Origin of the sequence: Acidovorax sp. sif1233 (assembly GCF_019218755.1) — a bacterium.
Classification (GTDB): domain Bacteria; phylum Pseudomonadota; class Gammaproteobacteria; order Burkholderiales; family Burkholderiaceae_C; genus Acidovorax.
The window spans coordinates 20,846-39,617 of record NZ_JAHUWZ010000011.1 but is presented as its reverse complement, the minus strand read 5'-3'; the positions used below and the strand labels follow the sequence as shown (position 1 = coordinate 39,617).

Annotated in this window: 26 protein-coding genes; all 26 read left to right on the top strand. The window is 55.3% G+C overall.

Annotation, left to right across the window (positions count from 1 at the left end):
- Nucleotides 1–228: 228 nt before the first annotated feature.
- The 26 genes from KW843_RS24760 to KW843_RS24640 all read left to right on the top strand — a co-directional run bounded on the left by KW843_RS24760 (nt 229) and on the right by KW843_RS24640 (nt 18,746).
- Nucleotides 229–1,677 (top strand): DNA cytosine methyltransferase, encoded by a 1,449-nt coding sequence (locus tag KW843_RS24760; protein ID WP_121944328.1) that lies wholly within the window; start codon nt 229–231, stop codon nt 1,675–1,677.
- 104 nt (nt 1,678–1,781) lie between these two features.
- Complete coding sequence (locus tag KW843_RS24755; RefSeq protein WP_218297791.1) at nt 1,782–2,198, top strand: hypothetical protein; 417 nt, start codon at nt 1,782–1,784, stop codon at nt 2,196–2,198.
- A 264-nt stretch (nt 2,199–2,462) separates the two neighbouring features.
- Nucleotides 2,463–3,428, top strand: a complete 966-nt coding sequence (locus KW843_RS24750; protein WP_218297790.1) for a hypothetical protein — start codon at nt 2,463–2,465, stop codon at nt 3,426–3,428.
- A 120-nt stretch (nt 3,429–3,548) separates the two neighbouring features.
- The gene (locus KW843_RS24745) at nt 3,549–3,824 is read left to right on the top strand and encodes a hypothetical protein (RefSeq protein ID WP_218297789.1); all 276 of its coding nucleotides are present in this window, start codon (nt 3,549–3,551) and stop codon (nt 3,822–3,824) included.
- A gap of 48 nt (nt 3,825–3,872) precedes the next feature.
- Entirely contained in the window at nt 3,873–4,004 is a 132-nt protein-coding gene (locus KW843_RS26870; RefSeq protein ID WP_255424930.1) for a hypothetical protein, read from the top strand.
- A 321-nt stretch (nt 4,005–4,325) separates the two neighbouring features.
- Complete coding sequence (locus KW843_RS24740) at nt 4,326–5,081, top strand: hypothetical protein (protein ID WP_218297788.1); 756 nt, start codon at nt 4,326–4,328, stop codon at nt 5,079–5,081.
- A 96-nt stretch (nt 5,082–5,177) separates the two neighbouring features.
- Entirely contained in the window at nt 5,178–5,390 is a 213-nt protein-coding gene (locus KW843_RS24735) for a hypothetical protein (protein ID WP_218297787.1), read from the top strand.
- Nucleotides 5,377–5,595 (top strand): hypothetical protein, encoded by a 219-nt coding sequence (locus KW843_RS24730; RefSeq protein ID WP_218297786.1) that lies wholly within the window; start codon nt 5,377–5,379, stop codon nt 5,593–5,595. Before KW843_RS24735 ends, KW843_RS24730 begins: the two co-directional genes overlap by 14 nt.
- Before the next feature lie 102 nt (nt 5,596–5,697).
- Complete coding sequence (locus KW843_RS24725) at nt 5,698–6,165, top strand: hypothetical protein (protein ID WP_218297785.1); 468 nt, start codon at nt 5,698–5,700, stop codon at nt 6,163–6,165.
- 232 nt (nt 6,166–6,397) lie between these two features.
- Complete coding sequence (locus tag KW843_RS24720; RefSeq protein ID WP_147455745.1) at nt 6,398–6,751, top strand: hypothetical protein; 354 nt, start codon at nt 6,398–6,400, stop codon at nt 6,749–6,751.
- 11 nt (nt 6,752–6,762) lie between these two features.
- A complete protein-coding gene (locus KW843_RS24715) occupies nt 6,763–7,074 on the top strand; it encodes a hypothetical protein (RefSeq protein WP_147455746.1) in 312 nt (103 codons plus the stop codon).
- Between the two features lie 71 nt (nt 7,075–7,145).
- Entirely contained in the window at nt 7,146–7,694 is a 549-nt protein-coding gene (locus KW843_RS24710; RefSeq protein WP_255594932.1) for a thymidine kinase, read from the top strand.
- The gene (locus KW843_RS24705) at nt 7,654–8,751 is read left to right on the top strand and encodes a hypothetical protein (RefSeq protein WP_255594931.1); all 1,098 of its coding nucleotides are present in this window, start codon (nt 7,654–7,656) and stop codon (nt 8,749–8,751) included. Before KW843_RS24710 ends, KW843_RS24705 begins: the two co-directional genes overlap by 41 nt.
- A 237-nt stretch (nt 8,752–8,988) precedes the next feature.
- Nucleotides 8,989–9,672, top strand: a complete 684-nt coding sequence (locus KW843_RS24700) for a hypothetical protein (protein WP_218297783.1) — start codon at nt 8,989–8,991, stop codon at nt 9,670–9,672.
- On the top strand, nt 9,669–9,926 hold the full coding sequence (locus KW843_RS24695; RefSeq protein WP_218297782.1) for a hypothetical protein: 258 nt from the start codon (nt 9,669–9,671) through the stop codon (nt 9,924–9,926). The genes KW843_RS24700 and KW843_RS24695 overlap by 4 nt, the downstream gene beginning before the upstream one ends.
- Before the next feature lie 103 nt (nt 9,927–10,029).
- Complete coding sequence (locus KW843_RS24690) at nt 10,030–10,617, top strand: hypothetical protein (protein WP_218297781.1); 588 nt, start codon at nt 10,030–10,032, stop codon at nt 10,615–10,617.
- Between the two features lie 62 nt (nt 10,618–10,679).
- On the top strand, nt 10,680–10,916 hold the full coding sequence (locus tag KW843_RS24685) for a hypothetical protein (RefSeq protein WP_147455747.1): 237 nt from the start codon (nt 10,680–10,682) through the stop codon (nt 10,914–10,916).
- Between the two features lie 255 nt (nt 10,917–11,171).
- Nucleotides 11,172–11,942 (top strand): hypothetical protein, encoded by a 771-nt coding sequence (locus tag KW843_RS24680; protein WP_218297780.1) that lies wholly within the window; start codon nt 11,172–11,174, stop codon nt 11,940–11,942.
- 126 nt (nt 11,943–12,068) lie between these two features.
- Nucleotides 12,069–12,518, top strand: coding sequence for a hypothetical protein (locus KW843_RS24675; RefSeq protein ID WP_147455748.1), 450 nt, complete (start codon nt 12,069–12,071; stop codon nt 12,516–12,518).
- Nucleotides 12,519–12,746: 228 nt separating this feature from the next.
- Entirely contained in the window at nt 12,747–13,349 is a 603-nt protein-coding gene (locus KW843_RS24670) for a hypothetical protein (protein ID WP_147455749.1), read from the top strand.
- Between the two features lie 368 nt (nt 13,350–13,717).
- Nucleotides 13,718–14,029 carry a hypothetical protein gene (locus tag KW843_RS24665; RefSeq protein WP_147455750.1) on the top strand — a complete coding sequence of 104 codons (312 nt, stop codon included), beginning with the start codon at nt 13,718–13,720 and terminating at the stop codon, nt 14,027–14,029.
- A gap of 60 nt (nt 14,030–14,089) precedes the next feature.
- Entirely contained in the window at nt 14,090–14,371 is a 282-nt protein-coding gene (locus KW843_RS24660; protein WP_147455751.1) for a hypothetical protein, read from the top strand.
- 312 nt (nt 14,372–14,683) lie between these two features.
- Nucleotides 14,684–15,592 carry a hypothetical protein gene (locus KW843_RS24655; protein WP_218297779.1) on the top strand — a complete coding sequence of 303 codons (909 nt, stop codon included), beginning with the start codon at nt 14,684–14,686 and terminating at the stop codon, nt 15,590–15,592.
- Nucleotides 15,589–15,975: a type II toxin-antitoxin system RelE/ParE family toxin gene (locus tag KW843_RS24650; RefSeq protein WP_121944284.1), complete on the top strand. Its 387-nt coding sequence runs from the start codon at nt 15,589–15,591 to the stop codon at nt 15,973–15,975. The genes KW843_RS24655 and KW843_RS24650 overlap by 4 nt, the downstream gene beginning before the upstream one ends.
- Entirely contained in the window at nt 15,972–16,292 is a 321-nt protein-coding gene (locus tag KW843_RS24645) for a helix-turn-helix domain-containing protein (protein ID WP_121944285.1), read from the top strand. The genes KW843_RS24650 and KW843_RS24645 overlap by 4 nt, the downstream gene beginning before the upstream one ends.
- A gap of 636 nt (nt 16,293–16,928) precedes the next feature.
- Nucleotides 16,929–18,746 carry a hypothetical protein gene (locus tag KW843_RS24640; RefSeq protein WP_218297778.1) on the top strand — a complete coding sequence of 606 codons (1,818 nt, stop codon included), beginning with the start codon at nt 16,929–16,931 and terminating at the stop codon, nt 18,744–18,746.
- Nucleotides 18,747–18,772: the final 26 nt, after the last annotated feature.

Sequence of the window (18,772 nt, the reverse complement as noted above, 5' to 3'; positions counted from 1 at the left end):
GCCCCCATCCAAGCGGATGGGGTGCTTTCCATAGGTCCCGTCAGTGGGGGCTATGGCAAGCATTTCGACGCTCTGAGTAATTCAGACGCCGGGTCTCCGCGCTGCGGGAGGGTAATGCGCAGCACCAGGTCATCTGACCTTCCACTACCGGGAAACCGGATTTTTCAACCCATGCGGGGCACTTTGTCCCGCTGGGGACTGTGCTTCGCGATTTGTCAGGAGCACAACATGAAAGCATACGAGTCAGCCCGTATCGGTGAGAACCGTGGTCGGCCGCGACTGTGGCTGGAGGGATTCAAAGCATCCCTTGCTGGGTTCATGCCTGGTATCCGCTTCAAGATCCGCAAGGACGAGGAGCGAACGATGCTGGTTTTGGAGCAGGACGTGCACGGTGATCGCATCGTGTCCAGAAAGCTGAAGGGGGGCAAAGAGATCCCCGTCATCGACATCAACTCTTCTGAGGTCCTGTCAATCTTTGATGGCTACAACGCTGTTCGCGTGGTCGTTCAAGGCAGTCGCATTCGCATCCTTCCCCTTGCGGTGGAGATTGCGAAGCGCGAGCGCCTGCAGCGACTCAAGAACAAGCTTGCCAACGGGGAGCCACTGGACTGCGGTTCGGTGTCTCACGGTGGTGGTGTCCTTGATCACGCGCTGCACAAGGGGCTTGAAGAGGCGGGGATTCAGACCCGCCTTGCGTTCGCGAATGAGATCCGCCCTGAACTGCTGGAGCACACGCGAGAGCAGAACGACATTTGGTCGAAAGAGACGATCTCGTTGGCCGCGCCGCTGCAAGAGCTTGCGTTTGACCACTGGGCTATGTCCGCGCTACCGAAAGTCGAGGCCCTGTTCGCTGGGTTGCCCTGTTCGGGTGCTAGCGTTGCGGGAAAAGCCAAGAACGGCGCGGGTCATGCAGAGGCCCACCCCGAGGTTGGCCATCTCGTTGTGGCCTTCCTGGCAGTGATTGCCAAAGTGAATCCGGCCTTGGTTGTCCTAGAAAACGTCAAGCCCTATTCTTCGAGTGCCTCCATGTGCATCCTGAGGAACCAGCTCCGAGACTTTGGCTTCACCGTCCACGAGACGGTTCTGAAGGCACAGGACTGGAACGCACTGGAACACCGGGAGCGCATGTGCATGGTCGCTGTCACTGAGGGCATGGAGTTCGATTTCGAATCGCTCGTGAGACCTCCAAAGGTTGAGCGAACGATCTCCGAGATACTTGACCCCGTGCCCGATGACTCCGATCTTTGGAGCCCCATGCAGGGGCTCAAGGACAAAGAGTTGCGGGACGCGGCTGCTGGTAAGAACTTCATGATGCAAATCGTGACTGCTTCCAGCGCGAAGTGCCCCACAGTGACGAAGGGCTACTCAAAGGCGCGCAGCACGGACCCCAAGCTGCAGCACCCTACGAACCCGGACTTGCTTCGGCACTTCACGCCGGCAGAGCATGCGCGTCTCAAGCAGATACCTCCGCACCTCATCGAGGGGCTGGGTTTGACACTTGCGCACGAACTGCTTGGTCAGAGCATTTGCTATGAGCCCTTCAAGGCTGTTGGCCGGTGCATTGCAAAGTCTGTGCTGTCTGTGAATCAAGCTGTTTTGAGCTGCATCGCGAAAGCGATGGAGACATCGAAGCGGCCTGAAGTGCAGCAGAACATGTCGATGGCATTGTTCGCCTGAGAGTGCTTCCTCGCTCTCCCATCTCGGGGTAATTCACCCGATCAACCCACATGGGGCTCCTCCTTGTGGGGGGTCTCATGTGTTCACCATTTGATGAGGACAACATGACGAATTTGGATCTCTACAACGCACGCGAGCAGCTTGCTGATGTGGCTGAGTGGCTTGGTTGGCAAGACGAATGCCTTGCTTTCGGCTTGGTCAATGCCTACGACGCGCTGCGCCTCTATGACTACGCCCAGGCCCACCCGGAACTGCCAGAGATGGCTGAGGACTGGGAGCCTGAGCACCGCGTTGAAGCGCTGGGGTATGACCCTCTCGATTTGCCTGAAGCGCTGAAGGGGCGGCATGTCACTGAAACGGGGGCAGCTAAGGCTCACGAGGCATTGGGCGCTTCGCGGGTGCTGTTGGACTCGGTGGCATTTGTTGCCACCGTGGGCGACACCCAACCTGTCATCGATCTGATTGATGCAGTGATGCCTCAACCTGTCATCGATTTGATCGATGCAGTGATGCATTCTTGACAGGCACTTGGACTGGGGGGCTCTCCCACCGTCCTTCTTTCTGAAACCCCAGTCCTTTGCGGCTGGGTTTTCCTAAGCGCTCCCAGCGGGTGCTCTTTGGAAAACAGGTTTCTTCGCTATGGCTACGCCATACGGGATGCTCCTTGCTGCAGGAGGATAAAACGCAGCGTTCCATCTCCGAAAGGAGTTTTTAACCATCCGCTACGGGTGCATCGGCCCGTAGTGGGTGATGCATTTGCAGTGGGCTTCCATAAGGAAATTGCCATGTCGAATGTTGAAACCAAAGTCCTGACCTCTTTCAAAGCTCAGGCTGCTAACGGCGCTGAAACCGGCGTCAAGAAAACGGACATGTTCCGTGTGCCTCCCAAAGACCTCTTCGAGGAGGATGGCTTCAACCAGCGTGACTACGACTCTCCCGAGTGTGTTGCGCAGATTGAGGGCTTTGCCAAGGCCTATGCTGCCGGCGAGTACGTGCCACCGCTGGTGGTTCGCATCGACCCTTCGAATGGACGCAAGTTCATCGTGGAAGGGCATCAGCGCAAGCTCGGGGCTTTGCTCGCGATCTCGCGCGGCGTGGATCTGCCGCATCTCGACTGTCTGCCCTTCCGGGGTAATGACGTGGATCGAGTTGTCGTGCAGGCGCGTTCGGAGCGCGGTCTGAAGCTCACGCCTTTGGGCCTGAGCAAGCTGTACCAGATGTTGCATCGCAAGGGCCTCAAAAACTCTGAAATTGCAACCCGCATGGATGTGTCGGTGACGACCGTCGAGTCGATGTTGACCCTTGCTGATGCATCCAGCGATGTCCAGGCGATGGTCAAGGACGGCACTGTGGCTGCGAGCGTTGCGATTGATGCTGTGCGCAAGCACGGTGACAAGGCAGCGGAAATGCTGGCCGCAAAGCTGCAGGATGCCAAGGCAAAGGGTAAGACCTCAGTCAAGGCATCTGCTGTCAAGGAATGGGCACCACCCCGCAAGGTGTCGCTCAACCTTTTCAGCTCAATCACTCCAGTGTTCAAGGCCGTGGCCGAGGACGCGGGTTTGAAAGAGCTGCTGGCTCGAACTGACGATATCGACCCTGCCGAACTGGAAGGGAAGACCGTCACGCTGAGTGCTGCGAGTGTTTTGGCTCTGTGCCGCAATTTCCAAGTTGCTGACCAGCTCAAGAACAAGCGCACCGGGTCCACGCCCGAATCCCATCCTGGTGATGGGGAGCAGGCTGACGAAGCCTGATTGATCCGGCCTTCACTCCAATGAAGGCCATATGTCGCGTTCTTCTGAGCGCGGAATTCAACCCTGCTGGGACTACCCTCCCAGCGGGGGCGGTTCCGGCGCATTTTTAGGAGATCGCTTATGGATCGACACAGCATAGTCTGGCTATGCATCCCTCTCGCCTTTCCCCTTCTGGTGGTAGTAGGTTGGCTGATCGCCAAAGTGACCACGGCATTCGCGAAATCGCGTGTGGCGTGGATCGCTTCAGCCCTCGTGCTCCCACACTTCGCTTCGAAGTTGATGGACGGAATCTATGACGCAGTGCTTGCTGGGAAATACGCCTATGCAGCACAATTGGCCGGTGCTCTCTTGCTCGTTATCGCGGGCCTGAGCAGCCTCTTGAATACTCGTCGCTGAACTTTCTGCGGCGGTTTGTTGTCCAACACAGGACGCAAGGAATTGACAATGAACGAGTTTTTCAACAACCCTGTAGCAGTAGGGATGAGCCTCTTGGGGCTCCTGCTGCTCGTGGGTTCTGGCTTTGCGAAGTGGCAAGCGAGCTGGGAGCGCAAGCACCAGCGTAACCACGATCACTGATCAAATTCACTTCCGAAAAGGGCTGGCCACTTCCTGTGGCTGGCTCTTTGTTTTTCAGCTGCCGGTTTTCCCCGCAGCTCGTGTCCCTGCCAGGTAACTGGACGGACTTTTGTCAAAGATGCTGAGGCGTCTTTGCATGCGCTCTGGCACAATGGAGCGCACGCAAAGACACTTTTGTGTGAGGCCGGGTAATCTGGCTTCCTCATGCTCGAAGCCACCGAGTTATTTGTGGCACTTCAGTAGGGTTCGCCCTGCTTTTTCAACCCCTGACGGGCATCCAATGCCCAGGGGGTGGATGCCTGTCTCTTCAGGAGATAGCGCATGCTTTTTGAACTCGATACCGATGAGGTGTCAGCACCGGTTCAGCCACCGGTTTCCCAACGGCCAAAACCCGAGCCCCGAACCCTCCACGTTCCAGCTCAGGAGTGGGAGGAGTGGTCCGCCATCGTCTGCTGCGCCAAGATGGCTGAGTCCAAACCTGGTGAAGTCGTGGGTGTACCTGTCGTTGAACATGGCGGGTACCTCCATTGCGCTTTTTCAGCGATGTATGGCGGCCGAAGCGGTAACAACGTGGTTGATGCTTGGCAGCTCATTCCAGCTGACCTCTACGAGGGGCAGACCTGGACATACCATGCCCAGGACTTCACCGTGCGTGAACGCGGGGACTACACCGGTCTTCGGGTATCTGTACGGGGCTCCCATGTGGTCTGTACGAAACCTGTATCGGTTGTCCGCACCTACCCGACGATTCGTCCGATCTCAATGCAAGATGCCTTGAAGTACGACGATTCCGCAAGGTCGTATGGATGGCGCGCGATGGGCTTCCGTGGGGCTAAACGCTCGTGGAAGCTTCTCCATGGCCACCCCGTGGCGGTCTACCACGGTGCTGACGAGGTGGAGGACGGTAGCACTGCTGTGCTCCTCTGGAAGTACAAAGGTCGCATCCTGGACTACTACCTTGGATCTCCCGAATTTTTGGAAAATTTGCAAGATTTCCAAGAAACCAGTGTGAGTTCTGTACGTACAGAAGTTCTCTGTAAACCTCAGACCGTGCCGCTTCAGGCAGCGTTGTTCTGAGGCTCCGTCCTTTCCTTTCAACCCTGGCGGGTCTTCCCGTCATGGGGGGCCTGCCGTTTTGTCCAGCTTGACTGGCAGTCCGCAGAAGGAGGTTTTATGAAGACATTTGTAAATGCTTCGGCAGTGAAGGTAGGGGATACCCTATGTTTCACCAATCCAGCACAGCAAGTCACGGTTGAGCGCATCAGTGAGTCGCGTGGCGATGGATCGATTGGGTTCCACGGTAAAGACGACACCTGGTCGAGTTTCTATCGGCCACAAAACCGCGTTCGAATCCTCAAGCAGGATGCTCCAAATGCAGCAGGCTGACGCTTGCCAAGAGATCAGCGAGATGAACCATGTTGCAGCGCTCTTGCGCCGCCACGGGTACACCTTCAGTGATCGTGGTGCCTGGTTGGTGGTGAACGATCCCGTTCATTCCCTCCAGGGGGGCAGGGCGGTTCCCACTGGTACGCAACAGATCGTGATTCGCGGCCTCAAGCAGGCTCGCAAATTCATCGCCGAGCGCTCCTGAGTTAGCTCAACGGTCCCATTCACGGGGGCCAATTTTTCAAACCCGGATGGGCACTCGCAGCCCCAACCGGGGACAGTGCCTGTCTCCTTTATCGGAGTTGTCATGAATTCTCAAAACGTTTTCCCGGTGTTCGATCCCGAAATGCTTGCGACGCTTGTTTCTTGCGCTCTCCAGCATGTGGAGGACGTTGAGTCGGGGGTCGAGGACGGGACCTACAGCGCTGCCGAAAACGAGGATCTTCCTCGCAAGCGCTTGGCGGTCGATACCTTCGCTTCCATGCTCGCTCAAGAGGGTGCGGGAGTTACTGCGCAGCGGACTCTCGCAAGCGTCGCTGGTGCAGCTTTACCTGGTCATGTTGCTGACCAGGTGGCTCAGGCCGGCGAGTTGCTCATCCGAGCAGCTGCATCGTTGGGCTCACTCACCGCGTCCGAACAGGATCTGGTGTCCAAGTCGGATGGTGGTTTGCTCGCACAGGGCATCGCAACGGCGCTTGGTGCGTGCAAGGCGATCAGCCCTGCCATCGCCCAGAGCCTTCAGAACCACCCGCCACGGGGCTTTATCGCGCCGTAGTGGGGATTGAAGGGGTAACCCCTTCATCCAGCGAAAACCTCCCTCAGGGGGCGTTTTCCAAAGCGGCCTGCGCTTTGGAAAGCGAATTTCAATCCTCAGCCTGGTGCTGCAGGAACGATGCGGCGACTGGCCGAGCTGTAGTGGCAACCAGTCAATTCCCGGCGAAAGCCGTTTTCAACCCTTGGGGCCACTATCTCCGAGGGGGGTAGGGCTCCATTTTTCGGAGCCTTTTATGAACACAACTCTCAGCAGTGTTGAGCCCTCCAAATTGCTGTCCCCTGAACGGATCTGGAACATCCTTGCCGATCAGGACGAGACATGCGATGAGCGACGGGTTTGCTACTACCCGGACATCGAGACCCTCGCGCGGCAAGTGCGTTCCTCGAAGTGCTGGACCATGGGTGAGGTCTTCGTGTACGTCGAATCGGCCCACCGTTTCATCGTCATGAAGCAGATCGCACCGTCAAGCTGCGAAATGCTGACCATCTGCCAGGCCGGATATTGCGACGTGCTTACGGCTTATCGCTATACGCAGGAAGAGCTGGTGGCCAGCCTGAATGAGTATCTTGCCCGCGCCTCACGTTAAGGAGCCAGTTCATGGACAAGCAAAAACTTGAACCAGGCCTGGACGGTTGGGTGGAGAAAAAGCGAGCGGAATGGAGCGCTCGGGGTACGCCCGATCCGATCAGCATGATCGTTATTGAGTATTGGGGACATGGCGATGCAGCCTTTGGTGGTAGCGGTGATGACCGCGCACTGGGGCCGGATGGCTTGATTCTTACTACACAGATGCGCATGAGGTCTGATCCGGTGCAGTTCGCGAGTCTTGAAGAGGCTCACGAGGCCTGCAAAGGGATCAAGAATCGCCGCCCCCAATCACTGCTTGGTATCGCGCCACGTTGGCGTTGAATTGGCTGTACTGCGCATGGAGAGGGGACCTCTCGGCCATGCGCGACAGCACCACACAACAGGAACCCAGCATGCTCGACTTCTACTACAGCACGATGCAGGGCGGGAAAAGTACCGCGCTGCTGCAGCGGCGTTACAACCTCACCTCGATTGGACAGCGGGTACTGGTCATGACCAGTGCGCTCGATGACCGATACGGAGTGGGCAAGGTCACCTCCAGAATGGGGCCTCAGTGCGAAGCGGTTCTCTTCAACAAAGAAACCGTGTTCGACCCCGCATTGGGACTTGACCAGATTGATGAACTTCTCATCGATGAAAGTCAGTTTCTGACGCGGGCCCAGGTCAAGCAGATTCACCAGAGGCTATGCGTTGGCATGGCGCTTCGAGTGTCGTGCTACGGCTTGCGGACGGACTTCAAAGGGGACGCCTTCGAGGGCGCTTCTGCGCTCCTGGCCTTGGCAGATTCATTGCACGAAATCAGCACGCTTTGCCGCTGCGGAGAGAAGGCAACGATGAACCAGCGGATAGGCCTCAATGGGGCTCCAGAGCGAACAGGAGAGGTGGTGGAAATCGGTGGCGATGTTCGCTACCGACCCGTTTGCCCAAATTGTTTCTACTGAGGCCTTCGACCACGAAGAGATCCAATTTTTCAACCCTATGTGGGCACCGAGTGCCCAGTGGGGCAGGGTGCTCCGTTTTGACGGACCAAAAATGCACCAAAAAAATATGCCCCAAGGGCAAGTGAATGCATACCTCGCGGATGGGCTTCAGATGCGTGTCGGTGTTCCTCACCGAGGCGGAAAGCTTGCGTTCCATGCCTTCAATGAAGGCTTCAGCGCGATGGTTTCGGCTTCTGCTTTCTGGAACCCTGCAAAAAGTGTCTTTGTGATTCCTGAGGCATCCGATCTCTACGAGATCGACTGGGCGCTGGACTCCGCTGGTTTCACCGCAGTGAAGGGGTGGCAGGCAAAAGGAACACAACCCGGCATGGCTGGGATCTACCCCTGGAGCCTCGCGGCATACGTCGAGGCAGCATCGCTGCTTCGGCCGAGCTGGTGGTCTGCCCCCGACTTGTGCAACGAAATGCAGGTTGCTGCGAACCCCGACGAGGTGCGTCACCGCATCAACGTCACGGCAACGTTGCTTGAAGGCACGCTGCAGATCATCTACGAGTGGCAGAACGAGCTTGCTCGAACCTGCAACTCCACGGTGGTTCAGGACCTGGTGCGCCCACCAGTGCCCATCATCCAAGGGTGGACCCGCGATACCTATCTTTACAGCCTTGATCTGACGATGGAGGTCTGGCGTCGATGGGAACCATGGCTTGCCAGTCCAGCCTTGATGGGGCTCGGATCGGTGTGCCGCCGCGATACGTCGCATCCAGAGCACGGGCTCTACGCGATCCTTCAGGCCTTGGATGGAAAGCTACCAAGCGATACCCGGCTGCACCTCTTTGGTGTGAAGGGTTCCAGTCTTGCGCAAGTGAAGAAGCTACCGTGGATTGCGAGTACCGATTCCATGGCGTGGGACTTTTCAGCGCGGATCAACGCACGCAAGAGCGGCCAGTCCAACACAATGGATCACCGCGCAAGCGAGATGACACGATGGATGCAGTCTGCTTCCAAGCGTGTCGCGGTCAAGCTTGGCGATCAGCAGGAGCTATGCCTTTTGGCATGAACCTGCGCATAGATTGGAAGTTCTGATCCCCATGGGGCTCAGGACTTTCCACAGCGTCTCCTCTAGGGGCGCTTTGGAAAGTGATTTCTTCCCTTCAGCCTACGGCTGTATGGAAACGGACGCTGCCCGTACCTGCAATGGGTGAAACAGCAAACAACCGGCGCAAGCCAATTTCAACCCTCTGGGGCGTCACATGCCCTATTGGGCTGTGGTGCTCCTCCTTTCGGAGAAGAAACCATGAACATTACCAAGGTCACTGTCGCGATGACAGTTGTCAGACCTAACGGCCCATTCAAATCCGAGGCAAGCATGCTCGACTGGATGAGTCTCTGCCTCAACTGCAACACGAACAATGCTGCCGTTGTGCTGGAAAAAATCTCTCCCCCTTCTAAGGCTGCTGGAGGGTTGTGGCGTATCAATGACGCCTTCGAGTCGGTCAACAAGTTGCTCGATGCATCGGGGGCTCTGGACAACGCAGAACTGCAGTTTGCGGTCTACGTGCTCCGTCTCTCGATTGCTCGTGCCGCAGGCGATACGGCCCGATGTGAAGCTGCAGAAAAGAGCTTGCAGGAGCTGAGCCCGGCGATTGCTGAGTTTGACCTTGCGACCTTTGACGGCTGGGTGGGAGCGGCGAAAGCACTCCTTGCTGACAAACCGCCTGGGACGGCTCTGGACGATTCAGCCTTTCAAGGCTATCTGGTGCTTGAACAAGGTACCTTGTACGCGATCCCCAAGCACGCGGTGGAAAACAACAAGGTCGTAACCGAGTGGGGGGTGCCTGTTGATGCCTACGAGCCTGATCAATCCATCTGGAGCGATGAGCACAAGGCATGGGAGGCCCATGACCCGATGACCAATCGCGATGTACTGTTGATGCCCAAATTCGTGAAATACGAAAAATCGGAGTTGACTTCATCATGAGCATCTCCAACACCTTGCAAGAATCACCAGCGAAGCACATCATGGTTTGGACCTTGACCAATTGCCCTCACGGGGAAAAAGTCATCGTCAAAACGCGTGTGCCCCTCAAAGCCACCGATGATGATTTCAGCATGGAGATCGCGGCCGGGGAGCGTCAATTGACATCCAAGGGATACACGGTCTATGGCTCCTTTCTGGAGTCCGATCCCGCATCTCAACTGGTCGATTTGGAGGCGTGTCAGCTTGTCGTTTGACGAGATGTAGACAGCGCCTTCACAAATACAACTTTCAACAACCCCATCGGGCACAGCATCCCCGATGGGGGGCTGGTGTCCGATTTCTATTTAGGAGTCAGACATGCAGAACAACGCACAGGTTGAAAAGCCTATTGTTCCTGGGTACGGTACAAAAGAAGAGCCCTTGTCGATTGACCAGGCGCGGGCAAAAGTCCGTGAAGATTTCCTGAAGTTGGCCGAGCTCGTGATGAGCCAGGTCAGCTTGCCTCCTGGGCATGGTTACCGAAACACGCCAGCCCTTGGATTGGAAAGTCAATTACGTTGGGCAGGCTGCGAAGTGGAAGCCTCGGAGTATGGGTTGAGCATCCACGCAGGTCTTGTTCCCGGCGACTGCAACGACAAATCGCAGCTTTTGATAGAAGTTCGGTATTTCCATCCTGAGTTGCATTTTCGCGATGGTCGCCGCAAGGCACAGGTCTCCCGAAGGTACAACGATTGCTACTCTGCTCACCTCTGGGTGGAACAGGGCAGACCGTTTTGGGGCCAGCACGTTTCACTCATCCAGGGGAATGAGTTTTGCCGCGACTTCACGTCCATCGAATCTCTCGCTGAATCGATTGTTGAACGTTTGAAAAAGGCGATTGAAGCCAGAAAGCCAGTTTCGAATGAGTGCATGGTGAACACCGCCGAATCTGAGGCGTTGGCATGAGTCAGAGATCCCTAAACTCAAGCGAGAGCAGAAGCCTTCGCGAGGATCAGAAGGCCTACCTGATGAAGCATCGCCACATCGTGACGCTCGAACCCCATGTTCCTGCTTCAGAGGCGCTGTACAGGACACATCGTCATGGTGCAGTGACTATTGATCGTGCAATGGAGCTTGATGCCATTCACGATACCTACCAGGCCCAGCAAGCTCGACTGAGTAAACCTGGGCCACAGTTCGACGCTTACTCGGTCGCCGAAGGTCGTTTTATCGATCAGCACGGTATGTCAAGTCAGCTCGACTAAATGCCACTCCAGAACCCGCCATTCGGCTGGTTCTGGATGTGATGCTTTTATGGAAAAAAAGAGTCTTTTCCAAAGCACCAGTTCTGGCGCTTTGGAACATGCTTTTCACCCTCTTGCTTATGCAGAGGATGCAAACGGCTGCTGACCGTGCTTTCATGGCAATCAGTATTTCAACTGGCGCAAGCCTTTTTTCAACCCATACGGGCACGAGTTGCCCATTGGGCCCGTGCTCGTTTTCCTATTTGGAGATCAGATATGACAAACAGCACCACGCAACAACACTTGGAGCATGAAACTTCAAGTTTGAGCCTTGATAAATTGACCTTCCAATTGGAGTTTTCAACCATGAACGATTTACCCGAAATTGGTGTTAGCTCCCATGGCGTTTTCGTTACCAATCCCCAATACGATGCCGGTATGACTCAGAAGGTCGATCCGGTGGAATGCTGGGGTATTTCTCATGCTCACGCCCGGTTCATCGTTGACCTCAACGAAGAGCTTGCTGAAGCAGTTGAGGATGCATTGAACACTGCATGTCTGAGACTGCAGAAGATTGCTGGTATCGAGGATGGTGGCTTTGCAGGCACATTCTTCAGTGGGCATCCTATTCGCCGTGATCTGATGAACGTGCTGGCCGAATACATTACGGCTGATGTGAATAGTTACCGCTCAGAAGCGAAGGGTTTCCATTTGACCAAGGAAATGATCGCCGAGGCCATCGGTGGCAAAGACCTCAAAACTTACGATGGATGGCTCGAAGCTGCGAAGGCGCTGCTTGCCGATGCCCCGTCATGGACAGCTATCCAACAACCGTGCGGTCTATTCGCGGTCAAGATATCGGATGGCGCACTCGCGGGGGTCTTCTGGTGCGCAGATCATGGTGATGTCAGCTATGTCTATCGTGAGGATGAACTCGCAGACTTTGATCGCAGTGCGTGGGCCGGTGATAGCTGGGACGGATTGTCGTCTCAGGATAACGAGGCCTGTCTGCGCAATCCTGTTTTCGTAGCTCTTCGCCACATTTGATCTCGAAACGGTTGCTGTCCGTGCCTGCCATGGCAATACAGCAGTTCGGGCGAATGCCAACACCAACCCTGACGGGCACCAGCTGCCCATATGGGCCTGTGCCTGTCTTTCCAAAGAAAGCGCACCATGAATCATCTTGATCACATCGATCAGAAGTATCTCGACACAGCGTCCCTCTTGCGAAGCCAGATATCGGCTCCTCTCATGGGCGATTTCGTTCTGTTTCCTACCGGCGAACTTGAACGCTTCAGCCACGACATGGGTGATGCCATTCAGACATCGCCAGGAGGTTCCTTCTACCTAAACGCCGATGGTCGCTCCTCGCTTAGCTGCGGGGGGCTCCATCCACCCATTCCCACCGACTCGATTGAGGTGATTGATGGAGTGTCTCTTCAAGGGCGCTTTTGGTTTTTTCAACACCAGCAAGCCGGTGCAGGGCGAGGTGTCTATGTTGACTGTGCATGCCGCGTCTTCAGGACCTCCAGTCCATTCGACGGTTTTCTCGGGAAAGACTTCATGAATCCCCTTCGGGATGAACTGAAGGCTTTGCTAGAAGCACAGTTGAAGCTTGCCTGATTTCTGCACCCGGTTACCGGGGTGTAGAGCTTTCTCAAGAGTCTCCTCCATATCGAGGGGGCTCTTCGGAAAGTGATTTCATGACTGTTCGCGTAATGCGACTGTTTGAAGCGGACACTGGCCGCGCCTCTCAAGGCAACCCAGTACGCCAGGCGAAAGCCTTTTTTAACCCTGACGGGCATGATGCCCGTTAGGGCATGTGACCGTCGCTCTCATGGAGACCGACACATGACAACAACCCTATCAAACGCAATCGTGGCTTTTGAAAGTCCAAATGCGTTCAATAGCAATCCTTCCGCGCGAGAGTTTTGGAATTCCCATGTCAGATCGCGCGTAAATGGCTGGGGACTCATTGATCTTGAGTCACACAGAATTAGCGCAATCAAGGGCAATTCCATTGTTCATTTTGCGCCAGGTGGGAGTGACTTCAACAACCCAGAACCCCTGAGCAGTGAAGTGCTGTCATCGGCGCGTCTAACCGCCAAGGCGTGGTGCCGCGCCAATCAATGCTCAGTCACGAGGGAATCGATCCTTGCGTCGATTTCTGAGGAGATGAAAGTGACTGTTCGCAAGATTGCGTCCCTCCGAAAGAACGTATTTGAGGCTGAAAGCCTTGACGACAAAGTTCTGGCGCACGGGCGGATGAAAGAACAGGAGGCCCAGCTGGAGAAGCAGCGTCTGAATCATTTCGCTGCAGAAGATGCAGTTGATGAATGCATCCGTGGCGGCGCCGTTGATCCGTTTGCCTCCCTGGCTCATCTTTATCCGAATGTGGTTTTGTTGATCAAGCAGTTGCTGAAGAAGCAATCTGTAGTGGTCGCTGAACACTGATCGTTCAATCCCTGACGGGCACCTGCTTGCCCGATAGGGCCGGTGCTTGTCTCATTCTCTGGAGAACAAGTAATGCCTCGACATCAAGTAGTGAAGTACACCGCCCATGGTCAATTTGTTGCAATCGTCGCAGGTCTCGGCCGTCATGCCGGCACATGGGATAGTGACCACAGTAAGCGTGCCGCGCAGCGTCATGCAAGCTCACTCCGTAAACAGGATGCAACCCACATCTTCAAGGTTGAGTCCATGAACTGAGCAAACTGGCGAAGCCTTCGGGGTTGCCAGTCTTTCAAACATATCTTTTTATCAATCCCTGACGGGCCCTATCCCGTTAGGGGTTGGTCCGTCTTCGCCCGTGGAGTCGGAACATGCTGAACCCTCAGTACCAATGTCTTACACCTTCCCAACTGGATTCAGATCGCATCCCGCGCTGCCCCAAACCGGGAGAAATTGAGCGTCTCTTCGAGCAACGCGATCTTTTGATTGGAACACTCGTTTCGAAGGGCGCCATAGAGGCAAAGGATCTTGATAACCTGGAGCGCAGTGGCAAGTGCATCGTGGCAAACGAACACTGGCACCTGTGTACCAAGGATGCGCGCGATGCGCTGCACAACGACGGTCACCATTTTGTTCGCTCGTGTGCTTCTATCGCTGCGACAAAAGGCGTGCATCGCTTGTAGTTCACACCCTGCCGGGTAGCCCCCGGTCTGGGGGATGCCTGGCGTTTTCAAGGAAACGTCATGTCACATGCATCTGTTGAGCGCCCTGTGCGTACTCACCGACTCAAGTTGGTGGTGGACCACGATGAGCGGGGAATTTTTCGAGCCCATGTTGAGGACGAGTTTGGCAAGTCCATCTTCGAATTCAGCAATGAGGACGATGATGGCTCCCCAAGTGTCGAGGGCCTTTGGCTTATCGAATTCGGGTACATGCGCCATGCCCGTGACGCCCACGGCCTGATGGAATACCTGCAGGAAATGGGCATTGCGAGATCGAGCGCAACGTTGAGCGTTGAAGGTTGACTCCATGCCTGGTTTTGAGTTCTTCAACGAATTTCCACCGTCGAGTTCTCTTGACTGAAATCCACACCAGCACCGACCTCACCAGGTTGGTTCTGGTCGTGACGATTTGCCCTCCTAAAGAGCAGATTCCCAAGAGCCAGTTATTGGCCTTTGGGAATTTGTTTTCACCCTCTTGCGTACTGCAAAGGTTGCAAACGGTTGCTGACCGTGCCCTCAAGGCGAATCAGCGTTGCAGGCGAAAGCCTTTTTTAACCCTGACGGGCACTTGTTGCCCGCTGGGCCGGTGTCCGTCTCTTTCGCAGGAGAACGGAAATGCTCGGAAACGGGTCGAATTACATTGAGCAGCCTACCAAGTCTCATGACAAGGTAACTACTCTCAAAAACGCGATTGGCCAAGATGCTGCGAAGCCTTTCTACATCTGGGCCAACGACGACTGCGCAAACAAGTGCGAGAGCTTCGAGGAGGCCAAGGCCATTCGCTTGTCGCTGTTCAACGAAGGTGGCGAATTCGTCCACATTGTTGATGCCGATGGAGTCGAAGTGGTTGACTCAGAAATCGAGGCCCACGAGGCGCTTGCCAAGGCTGGCTACTTTGTCGGAACTCGCAATCCTGAAGTGAAGCCCGAGGTACCTGGCGCGTTCATGGTGAACGATCCCCAAGACCCGGATGGCTTTGCAATCGTCGGCGACGACATTGCTTCGCTCATCCTGGAGGCAAGGGATCATCTGCTTGATCCTGCGCCAGGCGGGGGAGATGTGAATTGCGTTGATCCGTCCACCTCAACAGCCGAAGCCGGATCATCCCTTGTGGATGGTGAGGTACTAGGCCAGGATGCCGATGGTGGCTTGGTCCAATGGAACAGCACGGATGGCGTTTCCTACAACTCTGGCCAGACAGTCGAAGACTTCGGCGCTAGCAACTTGACTGAGGCTGAACTGAAGCGACTGAATCTGTCCACTTCCTTTGAGCACCCTTCAGGGGGCAAGACTGGCAATTTAGCAGCGAGGTATGGACAACACGCAGAGCGTGACGGTCAACACTTCACACTGCTGGGGGCCGTTGATCCAAAAACCTACGACTCCCACGAGTGTGGACCGATGTACAGCATTCGTTTCGTCGATGGCGTCGAAATCGAGGCTTGGCCAGAAGAGGTGGCATCGGCGGGGCTGGCACAGAGTCAGGTTGACCCTTTATGCCAATCTGGGCATAATCCAACATGATTCAGCCCCCACGCAAACCCATCAAGTGGATGGGCTCATCCAAGAAGGATCTCAAGGAAATGCCTGAAGACGTTCAAGACGTTTTCGGGTTTGCCTTGGGGCTTGCTCAGGCTGGGCAAAAACATGATGCCGCGAAGCCTCTGAAAGGCTTTGGATCGGCTGGCGTGCTGGAGGTGGTGGAAAGCGATGAAGGGGGGACCTATCGTGCCGTTTATACGGTTCGATTGGACCACTGGATCTACGTTCTGCACTGCTTCCAAAAAAAATCGACCAAAGGCATAGAAACACCTAAACAAGACATCGACCTGATTAAGTCACGGTTGAAGGATGCGCAGGAGGATCATGCCGCTTGGTCACAACAGGCTAAAGGAGTCAGAAAATGACTGTCGAAATTGAAGTTGGTAGCACCAATGTGTACGCCGACCTTGGCTATTCTGACGCCGCAGAAATGCAGCGCAAAGCTACTCTTGCGGCAGAAATCGCGAGGGCAATCAAAGCCCGTCGCCTGACCCAAGAAGCAGCGGCCACTTTGCTTGGTATCGATCAGGCGAAAGTGTCAAAAATCACTCGCGGTCAATTCCGTGGAGTGAGTGAAGCAAAGATGCTTGAGCTGGTCGCTCGGCTTGGCCACGATGTAACCATCATCGTGGGCAAGACAAAGCGGCAAGGCTCTGGCAAGATTGAGCTGTCATTCGCTTAATCGCCGAACAAAGAAGCCCCCACTCCGCAAGGACTGGGGGCTTTTTCATTGGTGCATCCGAATTGTTTATTCCATGTGCTGAGTCACCCTGCGGCCTAAGCAGCATTTCCGTGTTTCACCTTAACTCCTGGCACCTGTGGTGGCCGTATCCGACGCACCTTTTACTCGGTTATATAAATGTTAGGCAGAGCAGAGAAGATGCTGCAATAGAAAGTACAGCGGCGGCTGCGATAGCGAGCATCAGAGCGATGAGGCGAGCGAGAAATAGCGTGGTATTGCGCATGAGCGGTCCCTGGTTAGCATGCGCAGACAAGAGCGTCTGCCAGTCGTATAGCTAGCAAACCAATACACTGCCGCCTGAATGTCACCTTTGAGACAGGTGTGGCAGCTACCACCGGGACTACACGCACGAAGCTCACAATAGTCAAATAACGAAAACGTCTTTCTGTTCTTTCCAAGAATCGCAGGCCATACGCCTCGATTCGGTTGTAGTTCTGCTTTGGGCTACGATTGGATTCGAGCATTAAATCCGCGATTCGGGCGTTGATAAAGTCGTAGGTGAAATTCACGCGGCCAGAATGCTGAATATCTGCCTCTTAGAGCACTCTGGCAATCGAAGGCTAACCAAAAATCACCATGGATCACGAAAGATTTACCTACTTCAGAGAGCACCCCGAAGAGGTCCCGATTCCTGAATATTTGGCCCTGGCGATCCCAGTGACGATGGAGGACGTTTCCTCCGGCCAACTCGCTCACCTAATGAGCGAGTTGAGCACGCACCCTGGGTTCAGGGAGATGCCTGCGCAGCAACTTCAGGCCTGCCTCGCAGCAGGGTTTGGGTATGCCTCGTGGGGGGCACTGGTCGCATTGGACGGCAGGATGGCTGATGAGCGCCAGCTTCCCAAAAATAGTCAGAAGCTGGAAGACGCCATCGCATGGCGAATGTTTGTCGCGGGCTTTGTTGGACTCTACGACGCGCTAGAGGCGGTATATGCGTCGTGGAAATCAGCATTGCTGACCGTGAGACGCACTTACGGCGACTCGGGCTTCCTAGACACTCAAGCCCGAAGCATGGCGGACGACTTCTACGAACGCCGCGTTCGAGGTTTGGAGGCAAATTGGCAAGAGTGGGAAAACCTTGAAAAGATAGGGCCGGGGATAGTGCGCGTTAAATGGGCTGCTGAGTTTGCTTGGGAGGTTGCCAACATGTTTTGGTCCCCAGACTGCGGCATCACCCTGGAGAAATTGATGGCGGACATCGAGAGCGGTGCCTACATGTCCACGCGGTCTTTGACAGAGAGATCATGGGGGCTCATGTACTCATGGCCCACTGGTCTGCAGCCTTTGCAGTTCGCGAATACTGATGGCTCGCATGCAGGATATGGCTGGGCTTGGCCAGAACTCGGGCTTGTCCATGGAAGTGTTTTTTCAACACCCGCAGACCTCAGGGAGTCGGCGGTAGCACTCTGGGAGCGACAGCCGACACAGGATTACGCGCTGAAAACGCTGCCTGAGAAGCTAGTACAGGTGAATTTTCAAAACCCATGGCGGCCCAGCTACGTGCGAGTCGCCATGAATTCTGGGGCCGGTCTTGAAGATCCCTACTCGCAGGGCCCACTGTTAGAGCTGCTACCAACGCGCAATGGCCGGTTATTTCTTGGTCGTGAGTTGACGATAGACGGCGAGTTCTGGAGCGGTCCAGTGCGGCTCATGCAGGCAGATCAGCTGGAGTGCCTGTTGGGCTTGCAGCTTCCATCGGTAGAGGAAGCAAAGCAAAAATTGCAAGGTGAATGCGATTGGATGCTGGAGAAGGTCCCTTACGCTTTTGATCAGAGCACCTTTGAGACAGTCCTTCAATTTGCGGTGGCTATCACTGAGCTAGCTGAAAGTGAGCGGCAGTGGATCGACCTAGAACCTACCGCGCTCGAATCCTTGAGCAAGCTTCTTGCTTTGTCTGCACTCCACGCCAATCCAGTTGCTTCGGAGGAGGCGCAGTATGCGATGGAAGACCCTTGGGTTCGCTCGGTTGATGCCCCTAATGCCGCACGAGAAATGATCAAAACCTACCCAGAACTCAGTCGCTTAACTGCTCAAGTTTTGGGCGACTATGGTCTGGCCTTCTATGGCAAGAATGGTTTGCGCAATAGCCGAAAGCACCTGCATCGCGACCCAGAATTCATGGTCTACTGCGTGTTGCGCAATCTTGGTTCAGCTCCTCGAATACAGACCCATACGGATATCGTTGCACTCTTCCGCTTGGTGAGGCTGCACACCCATCGCAAGGAAGCTATGTGGCTGGACTCGACCCAGCGAGATACCCTGTCGAATCAGACGCGGGACCTCTGTACTCAGTTCCTGTCTTTGGAGTCAATGTTTAACGACCTCGACAACAGTCTCAGTTCCTCCAGGTTGAGTTTGGTGGACGCCGGTTCCGGCTCTTCCAAAAAAATTTGACTTGATGCCCAAATAGGGAAGGGTAA

What these genes read in the sequence shown, in the direction of transcription:
- KW843_RS24650 (WP_121944284.1), top strand. Translation starts at nt 15,589, where the DNA reads ATGATTCAGCCCCCACGCAAACCCATCAAGTGGATGGGCTCATCCAAG.
- KW843_RS24710 (WP_255594932.1), top strand. Translation starts at nt 7,146, where the DNA reads ATGCTCGACTTCTACTACAGCACGATGCAGGGCGGGAAAAGTACCGCG.
- KW843_RS24745 (WP_218297789.1), top strand. Translation starts at nt 3,549, where the DNA reads ATGGATCGACACAGCATAGTCTGGCTATGCATCCCTCTCGCCTTTCCC.
- KW843_RS24725 (WP_218297785.1), top strand. Translation starts at nt 5,698, where the DNA reads ATGAATTCTCAAAACGTTTTCCCGGTGTTCGATCCCGAAATGCTTGCG.
- KW843_RS24705 (WP_255594931.1), top strand. Translation starts at nt 7,654, where the DNA reads ATGTTCGCTACCGACCCGTTTGCCCAAATTGTTTCTACTGAGGCCTTC.
- KW843_RS24735 (WP_218297787.1), top strand. Translation starts at nt 5,178, where the DNA reads ATGAAGACATTTGTAAATGCTTCGGCAGTGAAGGTAGGGGATACCCTA.
- KW843_RS24695 (WP_218297782.1), top strand. Translation starts at nt 9,669, where the DNA reads ATGAGCATCTCCAACACCTTGCAAGAATCACCAGCGAAGCACATCATG.
- KW843_RS24685 (WP_147455747.1), top strand. Translation starts at nt 10,680, where the DNA reads ATGAAGCATCGCCACATCGTGACGCTCGAACCCCATGTTCCTGCTTCA.
- KW843_RS24640 (WP_218297778.1), top strand. Translation starts at nt 16,929, where the DNA reads ATGGATCACGAAAGATTTACCTACTTCAGAGAGCACCCCGAAGAGGTC.
- KW843_RS24660 (WP_147455751.1), top strand. Translation starts at nt 14,090, where the DNA reads ATGTCACATGCATCTGTTGAGCGCCCTGTGCGTACTCACCGACTCAAG.
- KW843_RS24715 (WP_147455746.1), top strand. Translation starts at nt 6,763, where the DNA reads ATGGACAAGCAAAAACTTGAACCAGGCCTGGACGGTTGGGTGGAGAAA.
- KW843_RS24680 (WP_218297780.1), top strand. Translation starts at nt 11,172, where the DNA reads ATGACAAACAGCACCACGCAACAACACTTGGAGCATGAAACTTCAAGT.
- KW843_RS24655 (WP_218297779.1), top strand. Translation starts at nt 14,684, where the DNA reads ATGCTCGGAAACGGGTCGAATTACATTGAGCAGCCTACCAAGTCTCAT.
- KW843_RS24675 (WP_147455748.1), top strand. Translation starts at nt 12,069, where the DNA reads ATGAATCATCTTGATCACATCGATCAGAAGTATCTCGACACAGCGTCC.
- KW843_RS24665 (WP_147455750.1), top strand. Translation starts at nt 13,718, where the DNA reads ATGCTGAACCCTCAGTACCAATGTCTTACACCTTCCCAACTGGATTCA.
- KW843_RS24720 (WP_147455745.1), top strand. Translation starts at nt 6,398, where the DNA reads ATGAACACAACTCTCAGCAGTGTTGAGCCCTCCAAATTGCTGTCCCCT.
- KW843_RS24740 (WP_218297788.1), top strand. Translation starts at nt 4,326, where the DNA reads ATGCTTTTTGAACTCGATACCGATGAGGTGTCAGCACCGGTTCAGCCA.
- KW843_RS24750 (WP_218297790.1), top strand. Translation starts at nt 2,463, where the DNA reads ATGTCGAATGTTGAAACCAAAGTCCTGACCTCTTTCAAAGCTCAGGCT.
- KW843_RS24730 (WP_218297786.1), top strand. Translation starts at nt 5,377, where the DNA reads ATGCAGCAGGCTGACGCTTGCCAAGAGATCAGCGAGATGAACCATGTT.
- KW843_RS26870 (WP_255424930.1), top strand. Translation starts at nt 3,873, where the DNA reads ATGAACGAGTTTTTCAACAACCCTGTAGCAGTAGGGATGAGCCTCTTG.
- KW843_RS24670 (WP_147455749.1), top strand. Translation starts at nt 12,747, where the DNA reads ATGACAACAACCCTATCAAACGCAATCGTGGCTTTTGAAAGTCCAAAT.
- KW843_RS24700 (WP_218297783.1), top strand. Translation starts at nt 8,989, where the DNA reads ATGAACATTACCAAGGTCACTGTCGCGATGACAGTTGTCAGACCTAAC.
- KW843_RS24760 (WP_121944328.1), top strand. Translation starts at nt 229, where the DNA reads ATGAAAGCATACGAGTCAGCCCGTATCGGTGAGAACCGTGGTCGGCCG.
- KW843_RS24645 (WP_121944285.1), top strand. Translation starts at nt 15,972, where the DNA reads ATGACTGTCGAAATTGAAGTTGGTAGCACCAATGTGTACGCCGACCTT.
- KW843_RS24690 (WP_218297781.1), top strand. Translation starts at nt 10,030, where the DNA reads ATGCAGAACAACGCACAGGTTGAAAAGCCTATTGTTCCTGGGTACGGT.
- KW843_RS24755 (WP_218297791.1), top strand. Translation starts at nt 1,782, where the DNA reads ATGACGAATTTGGATCTCTACAACGCACGCGAGCAGCTTGCTGATGTG.